The organism is Kitasatospora sp. NPDC056531, assembly GCF_042794375.1.
Lineage (GTDB): Bacteria > Actinomycetota > Actinomycetes > Streptomycetales > Streptomycetaceae > Kitasatospora.
In genome coordinates this window covers 21,569-33,900 of the sequence record NZ_JBHTTU010000074.1, presented here as the reverse complement: position 1 = coordinate 33,900, position 12,332 = coordinate 21,569, and the positions used below count along the sequence as shown (strand labels likewise).

Sequence of the window (12,332 nt, the reverse complement as noted above, 5' to 3'; positions counted from 1 at the left end):
AGCAGACCGCCGGACACCAACACGTGCCGGGTGGCCCCGGGGGAGCCCGGCCGGGCTCCCCCGGGCCGTCAGTGTGCCGGGAGCCTCGGGGTGCGGGGCGGCTCCGTGCGGCGCTGCCCGGTCGCCTCGAAGGCGGCGGCGAGTCGCAGGAGGGCGTTGTCGTCGTAGGAGCGGCCCGCGAACGTCAGCCCCACCGGCATGCCGGTGTCGGCCATGGTGCCCATCGGCACGGTCACGGTCGGGATGCCGAGGTGGCGCGGCACGAGGTTGCCGTTGGCGACCCACACGCCGTTGCGCCAGCCGAGGTCGGCGGAGGCCTCGTTGACGTCCATGTCGGCCGGGCCGACGTCGGCGACCGCGGGGAAGACCACAGCGTCCAGGCCGAGTTCGTCCATCCAGGACTCCAGGTCGATCCGGCGGGTCTCCTCCAGTCCGCGCAGGCCCTGTTCGAGGTGCGGGATCTCGGTGAGGGACGCGTGGGGACGCTCGCGGACCAGCCGCGGGTAGTCGGCGATCACGTCGTCGAACCCGCTGTAGCGGTCCGGCAGTTCGCCGGGGTGCTTGGGCCAGATGCGGGCGCCGTCGACGTCGGTGAGGGTCGACAGGGCGGGGTCCGCGTTGGCGCGCAGGAAGTCGTCCCAGGCCCAGGCGGACAGGTCCTCGATCTCGACGGTGAGGAAGTCGCGGCCGACCAAGCCACGGGTGAACAGCGACGGCGCGCCGGGGCGGTCGGACTCGTAGTTGGTCACCACCGGGAAGTCGACCTCGACGACCTCGGCGCCGGCGGTCTCCAGGTCCCGGCGGGCGGCCTGCCACAAGGCGATGACGGAGGCGCGCGTGTCGATCCGCTGCCCGGTCTGGCCGCCGATGCCGCCGTCGGCGTTGGTTCCGGCCTCGGGGTCGGTGTTGATGTACATCCTGGGCACGCCGACGCGCTTGCCGGCGAGCGTCGCGCGCGTCGCCGCCGCGCTGGCGGGGGCCAGCGCCGGGTAGGAGGCCGGGCGGACCCGGGACGGCGCGGGCAGCGGGATCCAGGGCTGTGACCGCCACAGGTCGCCGCGGGTGTCCGGGTCGTCGGCGACGATGACGTCGAGCAGTTCGAGCAGGTCGGCCATGGTGCGGGTGTGCGGGACCACGACGTCCATGGTCGGTACGAGCGGCCAGTTGCCGCGCACCGAGATCACCCCGCGGCTGGGGGTGTAGGCGCACAGGGCGTTGTACGAGGCGGGCGCCCGGCCCGAGGACCAGGTCTCCTCGCCGAGGCCGAAGGCGCCGAACGAGGCCGCCGTGGCGGTGCCCGAGCCGTTCGAGGAGCCCGAGCCGTACGCGCTGGTCAGCCAGTCGGCGCTGTACGGGCTCTCGGCCCGGCCGTAGACGCCGCGCTGCATGCCGCCGTTCGCCATCGGCGGCATGTTGGTCAGGCCGATGAGCACGGCACCGGCGGCGCGCAGTCGCTCGATGGCGAAGGCGTCGTGCTGGGCGACGAGGTGTTCGAAGGCCGGCGAACCGGCGGCGGCGGTCAGGCCCTTGGCGAGGTAGCTGTCCTTGGCGGTGTACGGGATGCCGTCGAGCGGGCCGAGGGTGCGGCCCCGGGCGCGGCGGGCGTCGGAGGCCTCGGCGTCGGCGCGGGCGTCCGGGTTCATCACGACGAGCGAGTTGAGCGCCGTGCCGGTTCCGGGCCGGTCGTAGGCCTCGATCCGGGCGAGGTAGGCGTCGAGCAGGCCGACCGCGGTGGTCCCGCCCTTCTCCAGTGCCGCGCGCAGGTCGGCGATACCTGTCTCGACGACGTCGAATGCGCGTGTCATGCGGGGTGCCTCCGGGGTGGTTCGGTGGAACGGGTCGAGGCGCTCGGCCTCGATGGTTTCGAAGGTGCGGCGCGGGGTCGCCGCTGGGAGTTGCCCCGCCCGGGGCGGGGACGCCGGCTACAGGACGGCGGGGGCGAGGTCGTCGGTGTGCGGTCGGTCCTCGTCGGGGGAGGGCATCCGGCGGTCGGGGCGGCGCGCGAGCAGGTAGGCGAGGCCGGCGAGGGTGACGGTGCCGACGCCGAGCGGTGCTGCCCAGATCTGGTACCAGGGTGCTCCGGCCGGGGCGAGGATGGCGCGCGGCCAGCAGATGTTGACCAGTTCGAAGCCGGTCCACAGCACCGCGAGGAGGTTGAGCGGGGTGCCGAGGCGTCCGTAGCCGACCGCTCCGGCGGGCTGCCAGGTGCCGCGCAGGCGGGCGGTCAGGGCGACGAGGGTGAGTAGGAAGAACGGCACGAAGGTGGCGGCGCTGCCGAAGGTGATCAGGCTGCCGATGGCCGAGGTGTTCAGGCCCAGGGGTAGGGCGGCGCAGCTGATCACCGTGGCGGCGACGAGGCCGCCGATCGGCGCCTTGTGCCGGTTGACCTTGCGGACGTGGCGGGAGAAGGGGAAGACGTCGTCGCGGGCGAGGGAGTAGAGGCCGCGGGCGGCGCCGCCCTGGGAGGCCATCAGGCAGGCGGTGAAGCTGATCAGGACGACGAAGACGAAGGGCTTGTCGGCCCAGCCGCCGAAGGCGCGGGTGACGGCGGTGGTGACCGGGTCGAGGTCCTTGACGGCGACGACGTCGGCGGGGTTCGGGTGGGCGAGCTCGACCGAGACCGCGTTGAGGATGACGACGAGCCCGACGCTGAGCAGCGACCACCACATGGCCCTGGGCACCTGTCGAGCGGCGTCCTTGGTCTCCTCGGCGGTCGACACGCAGGCGTCGAAGCCGATGAACGCCCAGCCCGCGACGGCCACGGCGGCGAGCAGGGCGCCGGTGTCGCTGACGCCCAGCCCCTTCGGCGCGTTGAGGAAGTCGGTGAGAAGGGAGAAGCCGTGCTGCCGGAAGACCAGCAGCAGGGTGAGGCCGACCAGGACGGAGGCGACGGCCTCGGCGGCGATGCCCAGGCTGATGAACCAGCGCAGGAGGTTGATGCCGTAGGCGTTGACCAGGGTGCAGAAGAGCATGAAGCCGACCGAGACGAGGACCTGCTCGGCGGGCGTCGGGACGGCGCCGAAGAGCGCGAAGAGCCAGGGCGAGGCGAGGTAGGCGACGGTGGTGTTGCCGAACATCACGGCGAACTGCCACATCCAGCCGCTCAGCCAGGCGGCGGCCGGTCTCGCGAGGCGTCTGCTCCACTGGTAGGCGCCGCCGGCCAGCGGCCACTGCGAAGCGAGCTCGGCGTAGACGGCGACGACCAGGCACTGCCCGAGCAGGCACAGCGGCAGCGCCCAGACCCAGGCCCCGCCCGCGACGCTCATGCCGACCTGCACGGCGGCGTACAGTCCCACGACCGGGGAGACGACGGCGAAGCCCATGGAGATGTTGCCGAGCACGTTCAGGCTGCGCCGCAGCTCCTGCTGGTAGCCGAGCGCGGCCAGCCGGTCGGCATCGGTGGGGGTGTTCTCGGCCACGGGCTGTGTCCTCCTGATAAAACTAACTTTGTTAGCAACTGCTGTTGGTCTGGCACGATAGCCCCCGGACACGGAGAGCGGAAGAGGGGAATTTTCGGTGGGCCGACCGAGCAGGGCACTGCTGACCCGCGAGCGGATCGCGGTCGCCGCGCTCCAGGTGGTGGACGAGGAGGGCCCCGGCGGCCTGACCATGCGAGCGCTGGCGGAACGGCTCGGGGTCAAGGCGGCGTCGCTCTACAACCACGTACCGAGCAAGGACGCCCTGGTAGACGCGGTCTCCGGGCTGGTCAACGACGAGATCGACCACACGCCGCTGGGCGATCCCGACTGGCGGGCCGGCCTCGCGGCGTACGCGCGCGGCTACCGCGCGGTCTTCCTGCGGCACCCGAACGCCGTCGCCCTGCTCGCCCGCCGCCGCGTCGAAGCGGACAGCGCGCTGCGCGGCTACGACGCGCTGCTCGCCCTCCTCGGCCGGGCGGGCCTCGGCCCCGCGGACGCGGCGGAGGTCGCCGCGGCACTGGACTACCTGGTACTCGGCTCCGCGATGGAGACCTTCACCGCCGGCTTCACCCGCGAACCGGCCGCGTACCGGCCGCAGTACCCGGCACTGGCGGACGCCCTGGACGACTCCCTCGCCCGCGGCGGCGGCGCGACGGGCCTCGACGACCGCGGGTTCGAACTAGGGCTCGGCCTACTGCTGGACGGCGTCGAGCGTCGGACGCCGTAAGCCCGGGGCGGCGTCGCGCAACGCCGGACAGTTGACGGGCGCCCCGGCGGGCGCCCCCTCGACCCTGGGCGCGATGTACCCGCGCCGCCTCCCGGAGCTCATCCGCTTCGCCGAGGCGCGCGGGTCACGACCCGGACGTACGGGGGGACCTGGGGCCGGAGCGATCAAGGTGATGACGGCGTCGAGGAGTGCGCGGACGCCGGCCGGCCGGCACGCGTCGAAGTGCTCACGGATCGAGCACGGGACGACGCCCCGTTTGATGCGGACATCCACGCCTGGACCAGCCGCGCCGACCACCGGTTGTAGGCGAACCACCCCGGGAACATGCTGGTACAGCGTGCCGCGGCCTGCCGCGAGCATGAGGAGTATCCCGGGAAATCCTCAGGGGTGCTCACGTTCCCCACTTCATTCGGCATTGAACGTGGGGGCTGGGCCGTCCAGTCGTGAAGCGTTCGGGCCGCACTGTGCCTTCAAGGCCGCCTTCGGCATCGCTTCGCGATGAGCTGGGCCCACTCGCCCTTGACCGTACGCCCCGGACCTGGTGCCGGCGGGCTACCGGGCGGACCGGCCGGAGGTGGGGTTGCTCAAGGAGCGCCATCAAGCACGGCCTGCCTCTGACCGGCCTCGGCTGATGGCCTGAACAGATAGGAGACGGAAATGGCTGTGCAGTCCGATGCATCCCAATGGACACTCACCAACGTGTTGGCTGGAGGGACTCCTTCGCCCAAGGACATCCGGGTCACTTGGAGGGGGACCTGCCCGGAGGAGACCGGCAGAGTTCAAGCCCACATGTTCCACAACAATGCCCCCATCGGCCTGACCGATGCCGAGTGCAGGCGGGGCGAGTTCACCGCGGCGTTCATGGCCCACGACTACGAGGACCGTGGTCTCAAGAAGGGGCAGGGCAACGATCTCGTACTCCGCATTCTCGCTGACCACTCTCTGGTCGACCTCAAGGGGACGATCAACCTGTAGCGGGACTGGCTCCCCGGCGTACACGCGCCGGGACCACCGCACCCTGCGCACGGCCCTGAGGCCGCCCACTGGGCGAAAGAAGTGATGACGCCATCTGATGGCGTGGTCGTTCCTCCTGGTCCATGGCGCCGAGGCTCGGAGGCTGGATCACCTCCAGCCTCGGCGCAGTCGGTTGAGCGAAGCGGTATGTGGCCTCTCGTGCCGTGGTGGGCGCGAGGGGCCCCGTCGGTGCCCTCAGCTCCTGGACCTGGACCGAGAACCGGTCCGGCGCCTGACGCGAACTGCCGATCCTCCGTCAGGAGCAGTGCGACATGTCACTTGCCGAATCCGAAATCCGCTCCGGATTCCGCACCCTCGACAAGGCCACCGCACACACCCGCACCAACCGCTGACAGCAGACCCCGACCCGGCACGCCGCCCCGCACACCCCTCGGGCCGGCGTGCCCGCACGAAAGAAGGAACCGCTCCGTGCCCCTCGTCACCCAGCAGCACAGCGCGGAAGTCCCAGCCGACGATCCACTGCTGTGCTACACCATCACCACCGCACCCGACTCCCTGAAGGCCTCCCCGGAGAACCTGCAGGCACCCGAGGAGACCGGGGAAATCCTCATCGTCGCCTCCTCCCGCAACGGCACCCCGGCGGACGTGAAGTCGATCAGGGTGAAGGTCCCGGCCGGGACGATGTCACCGGACCTGGCCACCGACCTGGCCAAGGTCGTCCCGAAGATCAGCCTGAGCGACTGGATCGTGACGCTGAACACCGTAGCCAAGGAATTCGTCTTCACCCCCACGGCTGAACACGCCACGATCGGCCCCGACGCCGGAATCGCCATCCAACTGGCCCAGATCCCCATCAACCGCAAGGTCGGCACAGCCCCGATCACCGTGACGGAGAAATCCCGAAACGGAAACTCGGGATTCCAGGACAGGTCCACCGCCTTCAACCTCGGCAAGTTCCCCGCCGCCCACCGCGTGCTCTGAACCGATGGATTGCCCGGACCGCGCCGAACTTTGGTGGGTGATGCGTTGCCCTGCTGCCGTGAAGGCGTGATGCTCATAGGGGGAGTGAGCTCTCGGATGTGACTGTGAGCAAGTCGCTCTCGAATCGTCCAGGTCGTCAGGTGTCTCTCACGCGCCTCTCGCGGACTGAGCGTCATGAGGTGCCATCGGGCGTCATGTTTGGTGGACGAGGTAGGCACTGACCTGCGGGTTCTGGACTGAACGGACGGGTCGTCACTCCCTTTCGACCGCCGGGGGCAAGTGGGTTCGGGGTCATCACGGTCCATGATCTCCGGACAGTGACGGGTCTCCTCTGGCGTTTCGGCGTGACGGTTGATGAGGACGGTCGAAAATGGCGAGGGCTGCTGGTCGCTCCAGTTCATTCGATGCTCAACGAAGTGGGGATGGTGGGGAGCGATCAGCGGCATGCTGAGTGCTCATGGGTGTCCGGGCGACTGGACCGGCGACGGTTGGTTCTTGGGTTCAGCCTCGCCGCCCCGCTCATAGAAGGACTCGACGCCGCGCCACGGCGACGGACCACCAAGAGCCCGTGCAAGACGTTCCTGGGAACCATCGAGTGAGCGTCGGGCCGCATTGACGAATCTCAAGTGCCCCTCGTGCAGAGCGGTATGGAACGGCCGGAGCTCCTCGAGATCAGTCGGTTGGCGACCGTGGAAGAGGATGGTGAAGTCCTCGATGACCTCGCAGAGCCGCTCAGCCTCGTCAGCGGCCTCGCGACTGGCCACCAGGCTCAGGGACTGGATTGCTGCATTGAACGGTCCCCACTCGGCCGCAGGTCGGCGTTGTTCGAGGAACGCCTCACGATGCTCCATCTCTATGGCGCCGAACGCTTGCAGAAATCGCTCGTAGGCAGCGGTCCGACTCTCCTGGAGCCACTTCCGGTTCTGGCCGTGCCTTCCGACGACACCGCCGGCGACGACGCCCACGATGGTGGCGGTGACGCCGCCCGCGGTGGATATCAAGAGGTCCCATGGGACGGGCAAGTCGGGTCTCCTTCACGGTGGGCTGCTTGGTCGAGCGCCGCTTGTGTGTTCAGACCTGGACGGCCACGTCTGAACTCACGCCGCTCCTCCGGGCTGGGCGGTTCGAACAGATGGGAGAGATTCTCCACCTATCCTGGTCCGATCGGGCAAGACTTCGTGATGGAGTGCCAGTCCGAGGGTTCCCCAAGAGCAACGGGAAAACAGCGCCCGCTCGGCATCCCGGTCATCCGTGACCGGGTGCTCCAGGTCCGCGCGAAGAACGCGCTGGAGCCCGAGTGGGAAGCGCGGTTCAAGCCGAGGTCCTCCTTGGAGAACTGGATGTTCTGCCCGGTGTTGCGCGCCTGCGGCTCCTGGAGGATCGCGTGCTCGGGCACACCGAGGGAGACGGCGTGCTCGGTGAAATGCGCGGCTTCGCCGCGGGGGAAGTGGTCGGGCCGCGACGGGTTCGGACCGCCGGTGAAGACGATCCTTTGCGCGAGCCCGTCCAGGTACAGTACGGCGGCCTCGGCCGCGACACCGAGATCGTGGCAGCCCAGGCCGATGGCGACGTCGCACGGCCGCCGCACGTGTCCCACCTGGGGGCCGGATTCGAGTGGTCGCCCCTGAGTCCGACGGCCGCCACCGGGAAGTTCAAGGAAAACGACTTCGGAGACCTGTGCAGGATGCCGGGCGACAGGGGGCTCGCGTTCATGTATGAGGCGGGGATCCGAACGACCCGGAGATCAGGCCCGGGGATGTGCGTCTGGGGCCCTATGTGAAGGAACAGCCCTCCAAGAAACTTTACACGGAGAACAATCGGCAGTGGTCCCAGCGGGTGCCTGGGGAAGGAAATTCGAATCCGAATTCGGGATTCCAAGGTGATCATCCGGAGCCGATTCAAAGGTGGCTCGAGGGTTATGAGCCGGCGCCGGGCGCCGGCTCCCTGAGGAGGGGTTGGGCCCCGAGATGGATCCTGCTTACTAACCGGAAGGAGCGATGAAGTGAAGAACGTCAGGGTCAGCCTTTCGGCGGATCGTGAGGATCTCTATGAGCCGCTGATGCGGGGTGCCTGCATGATCACGCAGGTGGAGGCGGCCTATCGGTTGCTGTTCCAGGTCGAGGAGCTCTGGGCCCGGCTCCTGCGGCACGGATACGTGAAGCGCGTCTCGGGCAAGGACTTCGACCACCTGGAAGTCGACCTGGCGGCGGCAGCCGCGTACGACCGTGAGACCGGCGCGCCCGGCTTCCGTGAGGAAATGCCCGAGCTGAGCGAGTCGGCCCGTGCCGTGCTCGTCCTGGCAGCGAGTCTGGCCGGGAAGACGGCCGCAAGACTCCGGGACCTTCTTTACGAGCTCGACGAGACCGCCATGCGGCTGGTGGTCGAGGCAATGATGTACGCGGGCGGCTTCATGGACGGGTCAGCCGACCTGTGGGGGAACGAGGAACCGGGCGACGTCCGTGGCCTCGGCCCGAACAGTCGCGCCAACGAGGATCGCTGGGACATGTAGCGGTCTCGCCATGACGGGCTGGGTCCGCCGTGGCGGCGGACCCAGCCCCGCGCCGATGCCTGGGCTCGGAGTCGGTGTGGTCGGCGAGTTCGCGCACCGGCCCGTCGGAGGAGGCGAACAGGTGCAGGTAGTTGACGTACACCCGGGCCAGGGCGGTGAGGCCGAGCGGGCGGTCGAAGGTGTTGTATGGCCCGCCCGACAGCCGCGATGGCGACGAGCCGGGCGCTTCCCCGCCTTCTCGCCTCCGGCCTCCTCCGCGCGGACAAAGTTCTGCGCCTAGTACGCCGGTTGTAGATCGTGATCTTGCCCATCGCCGGTCCGCGTGTTCCCGCCATCGTGATGCTGAGTCTCGCTCGACGGGTGCCTATCCCGCCGACCCACCTGCCGAGTCCTCTGCGCCGTCGACGACCGAACGAACGCACTCCATCCAATCCTCCCAGGCAGCGGGGTCCGTCGTCCCGCCGTCCGCCTCGATGCCGATGTCGCCCAGGAGTGTGAGGAGGTCGTCCCCGGCGCGGTTCGCGAACTGCCACACAAACCGCGACATGGCCACGAAGGCTTCGCGCTCGTTCAACTCGTAGCGACTCATCAGGGGGGCTCTCCATCCTGGGGCGGAGCCCCGCAAATGCAGGGCTTCGGTCTTGCTCGCCTAGGCAAAGGTGCGGCCATCGAAGATCATCGTGGTTTGTGAAGACAACGAACGATCAAGTGGTGGCCGCAGATGACAGCGTAGACGTTGAACACTGGCGGGTGATGTTGGCCGTTGTGGAGCTCGGCGGCGTTGTACCCCTTGAAGGTGTTCGGGTGGCTCTGGGCCCGGGTCTGCCACTGGCTCACCGGGATGAGGTTGGTGTTGCCGGTCTCGCCGTTGGCGACCTTGACGATGACCGGGATGCTGGCGGCCTCGGCGGTGTCGAGCTGGGACTGGATCCAGGTCGTCGTGGCCACCACGGGCCCCTGCTCGACCCGGCCAGGATCCCGGTCGACCCGGTCGGGGGCGGGTGAGCCTCTACTCCTGTGCTGATTGATGGAGTTGCTGGTGCTCGGCGTCACGGGCGGTGGGGCCCCGTGTGCCGCGAGGGGCGTGGGCGTGAACGGGCGGGGGCCTGCCAGGGTGTGGACGCGGCAGTTGCTCGGCGCGTCAGTGGGTGGTCCCCTCCGGGGTGCGCAGGTCGGTGGGGCGGGTCGAGGCGGTGAGCAGGGCGCGCAGGGCGTGGGCGGCCGTGGCGGCGGGCAGGGAGGGCTGGGCCCGGTCGAGGACCTGTTCGGGCAGGGCGGGCACGTGGACGAAGCCGCCGCGGGCGGCTGGGCGTTCGGTGGCGAGCAGGTGCATCAGGGCGTAGAAGACGTGGTTGCAGACGAACGTCCCGGCGCTGTGGGACAGGGAGGACGGCAGGCCGGCCTCCCGGACGGCGGCCACGCACGCCTTGACCGGCAGGGTGGCGAAGTAGGCGGCGGGGCCACCGGGGACGACGGGCCGGTCTATCGGCTGCCGGCCCGCGTTGTCAGGGATGCGCGCGTCGTCGATGTTGACGGCGATGCGCTCGATGCTGATGTCGGGGCGGCCGGTCGCCTGGCCGAGACAGACCACCACGTCCGGTTCGCTGCCGCGCACCGCCGCGCGCAGTTCGCCGGCTGCCTGCCCGAAGACGCAGCTCAGTCGGACGGGGGTGACCTCCAGCCCCTCGGGCGGCTCGTCGGCGACGAGGCGGGCGACCTCCCAGGACGGGTTTACGGGGGCGCCGTCGAACGGTTCGAAGCCGGTGAGCAGGACCCGGGTCATGGGCGGGCAGGGCCTTTCTGGTGGGGTGTTCGGAACGTCGACGGTGGAACGTCGGTGGCCGGAATGCGGGCGGTCAGAACGCGAACAGCGACATGATGGCGATGTTGCACGCCAACAGGGCTCCTGCGGTGGGTAGTTGGGCCTTGATCGGCCCGTACTGGTCCTTGAGTTCGAGCAGGGTGGCCGGTACCAGGTTGAAGTTGGCGGCCATCGGGGTGGCGAGGGTGCCGCAGAACCCGGCCAGCATGCCCACGGCCAGGACGACAGCCGGGTTGCCGTGCAGCTGAGTGATCAGGACGGGCCAGCCGATGGCGGCGGTCATGACGGGGAAGGCGGCGAAGGCGTTGCCCATGACGACGGTGAACAGGGCCATGCCGAGGCAGTAGAGCGCCACCGCCGCGTACGTGCTGCCGTCGGGCAGGAAGTGGGTGGTGATCCTGCCGACCTGGGTGCCGACACCGGTGCGCTGGAAGATCGAGCCGAGCACGGCGAGGAGTTGGGGCAGCAGCAGCGCCCAGCCCATGGCTTCCACCAGCGTGCGGCCGGCGTGCAGGGCGGTGACGGGGTTGCGCTCGCGGGTGAGGACGAGGCCGACGGCCAGGGCGACGAGCGTGCCGATGCCGAGCCCGAGCAGGGCCTCGCTGCCGGACTGGAGCAGCAGGCCGCCGCCGAGGTGCACGTCCTTGAGGAGGGTGGCGCAGGTCAGCGCGACCAGCGGCAGGGTGAGCGCGGGGATGAACAGCCGGCTGCCGAGACGGGCGGCGGAGGCGGCCCGTTGCTCGGGGGTGGTGGTCGTGGGCGTGCCGCGGCCGGTGAAGCCGAGGCCGCCCAGGCAGATCATGGCGAGGACGGCCGCACCCAGGGGTGCGGCGGGCGCGCTCTTGTCGGCGACCCACGTGCCGTAGACGAAGCTCGCGCCGAACAGACCCCAGAAGGCGGCACTGCCGAACCGCTTGGGGTTGCTGCGGTCGGCCGCCATCTGCACGGCCATTGCGAGGAAGACGGCGCCGACGAGCCAGTACAGCCATTCGACCTTGATCACTTGCTGTCCTCCACGGTGAAGGTGCCCGCGGGGCGGGAATCGGTGGGGGCGCCGGTGGGGTGGCCGGACGCGGCGGACAGGTCCCGGGCCAGGGTGGTGTCCAGCCGCAGCAGGCGCACGCCGTGGATGAGGGTGGCGCAGATCGCGGTGGGAATGGCCCACAGGGCGAGCTGCACCGGCTCCAGACTGGTGTGGTAGGTCGCGTTGACGAAGCCGGTGATCAGGAGGATCGAGCCGATGGCGAGGAAGCAGTCCTCGCCGAAGAACAGGCCGACGTTGTCGGCGCTCGCGGCGAAGGAGCGCAGGCGTTCGCGGGCCTTCTCGGTCAGGGCGCCGTGGCGGCGCTCGACGGCGGCCTCCGCCATCGGCACGATCATCGGCCGCACCGCCTGGGGATGTCCGCCGAGCGCGGTGAGCCCGAGGGCGGCGGCGAGCTGACGGATCACCAGGTAGCACGCGAGCAGGCGGCCTGCGCTGACCTTCGCGAGCCGGTTCATCAGGGTGCGGGCCTGGTCCTGCAGGCCGTGGCGCTCCAGGAGGCCGATGACCGGCAGGGTGACGGCGAAGAGGGTCACCGAGCGGCTGGAGGCGAAGCCCGTCCCGAACGTCTCCAGGACCTTCACCGGGCTGAGTCCGCCCAGCAGGCCGGTGACGACGCCGGCGGCGCCGACGACGAGGAGCGGATTTCGCCGGGTGGCGAATCCGGCCACCACGATGAGGATGCCGACAAGAACGATCATGTTCCTGGCCGCCTTTCGGAGGGGTCCACGCGGTGTGGGCGGTCATCTGTGACGCCACACGGCGCAGGAGGTCCCGGCCCGGTGGGCCGCGACCTCGCAGTGGGGATTGCCGAGAGGTTAGGGGATTGTGGAACAATCCGACAAGAGTTCAGGAGC

General features: G+C 69.9%; 12 protein-coding genes and 1 pseudogene. 4 read left to right on the top strand and 9 right to left on the bottom strand.

The annotated features are described in order from the left end of the window. Nucleotides 1–68 precede the first annotated feature (68 nt). Both ACFQ87_RS35375 and ACFQ87_RS35370 read right to left on the bottom strand, forming a co-directional pair. Nucleotides 69–1,805: an amidase gene (locus tag ACFQ87_RS35375; RefSeq protein ID WP_380615021.1), complete on the bottom strand. Its 1,737-nt coding sequence runs from the start codon at nucleotides 1,803–1,805 to the stop codon at nucleotides 69–71. A gap of 117 nt (nucleotides 1,806–1,922) precedes the next feature. Then, a complete protein-coding gene (locus tag ACFQ87_RS35370) occupies nucleotides 1,923–3,419 on the bottom strand; it encodes an APC family permease (RefSeq protein WP_380615020.1) in 1,497 nt (498 codons plus the stop codon). A gap of 97 nt (nucleotides 3,420–3,516) precedes the next feature. Here ACFQ87_RS35370 and ACFQ87_RS35365 point away from each other — a divergent pair, with 97 nt between their 5' ends. From ACFQ87_RS35365 to ACFQ87_RS35355, 3 genes are all read left to right on the top strand, one after another. Next, nucleotides 3,517–4,146, top strand: a complete 630-nt coding sequence (locus ACFQ87_RS35365) for a TetR/AcrR family transcriptional regulator (protein WP_380615019.1) — start codon at nucleotides 3,517–3,519, stop codon at nucleotides 4,144–4,146. Nucleotides 4,147–4,803: 657 nt separating this feature from the next. Further along, entirely contained in the window at nucleotides 4,804–5,121 is a 318-nt protein-coding gene (locus tag ACFQ87_RS35360; protein ID WP_380615018.1) for a hypothetical protein, read from the top strand. Between the two features lie 468 nt (nucleotides 5,122–5,589). Continuing rightward, a complete protein-coding gene (locus ACFQ87_RS35355) occupies nucleotides 5,590–6,102 on the top strand; it encodes a hypothetical protein (RefSeq protein ID WP_380615017.1) in 513 nt (170 codons plus the stop codon). Nucleotides 6,103–6,557: 455 nt separating this feature from the next. On the opposite strand, the gene ACFQ87_RS35350 is transcribed toward ACFQ87_RS35355, so the two are convergent. Then, the gene (locus ACFQ87_RS35350; protein ID WP_380615016.1) at nucleotides 6,558–7,124 is read right to left on the bottom strand and encodes a hypothetical protein; all 567 of its coding nucleotides are present in this window, start codon (nucleotides 7,122–7,124) and stop codon (nucleotides 6,558–6,560) included. Between the two features lie 356 nt (nucleotides 7,125–7,480). Next, a pseudogene (locus ACFQ87_RS35345) lies at nucleotides 7,481–7,690 on the bottom strand (YdcF family protein); the annotation flags it as partial. A gap of 414 nt (nucleotides 7,691–8,104) precedes the next feature. On the opposite strand from ACFQ87_RS35345, the gene ACFQ87_RS35340 reads away from it, so the two are divergent. Next, nucleotides 8,105–8,611 (top strand): hypothetical protein, encoded by a 507-nt coding sequence (locus tag ACFQ87_RS35340; RefSeq protein WP_380615015.1) that lies wholly within the window; start codon nucleotides 8,105–8,107, stop codon nucleotides 8,609–8,611. Between the two features lie 364 nt (nucleotides 8,612–8,975). Here ACFQ87_RS35340 and ACFQ87_RS35335 read toward each other — a convergent pair whose 3' ends face one another. From ACFQ87_RS35335 to ACFQ87_RS35315, 5 genes are all read right to left on the bottom strand, one after another. Further along, nucleotides 8,976–9,200 (bottom strand): hypothetical protein, encoded by a 225-nt coding sequence (locus ACFQ87_RS35335; protein WP_380615014.1) that lies wholly within the window; start codon nucleotides 9,198–9,200, stop codon nucleotides 8,976–8,978. Nucleotides 9,201–9,286: 86 nt separating this feature from the next. After that, entirely contained in the window at nucleotides 9,287–9,559 is a 273-nt protein-coding gene (locus ACFQ87_RS35330) for a hypothetical protein (RefSeq protein ID WP_380615013.1), read from the bottom strand. A gap of 193 nt (nucleotides 9,560–9,752) precedes the next feature. Then, nucleotides 9,753–10,394 (bottom strand): pyroglutamyl-peptidase I, encoded by a 642-nt coding sequence (gene pcp / locus ACFQ87_RS35325; protein WP_380615012.1) that lies wholly within the window; start codon nucleotides 10,392–10,394, stop codon nucleotides 9,753–9,755. A gap of 73 nt (nucleotides 10,395–10,467) precedes the next feature. After that, a complete protein-coding gene (locus ACFQ87_RS35320; RefSeq protein WP_380615011.1) occupies nucleotides 10,468–11,436 on the bottom strand; it encodes a DUF979 domain-containing protein in 969 nt (322 codons plus the stop codon). Continuing rightward, on the bottom strand, nucleotides 11,433–12,176 hold the full coding sequence (locus ACFQ87_RS35315) for a DUF969 domain-containing protein (protein ID WP_380615010.1): 744 nt from the start codon (nucleotides 12,174–12,176) through the stop codon (nucleotides 11,433–11,435). Before ACFQ87_RS35315 ends, ACFQ87_RS35320 begins: the two co-directional genes overlap by 4 nt. Nucleotides 12,177–12,332 lie beyond the last annotated feature (156 nt).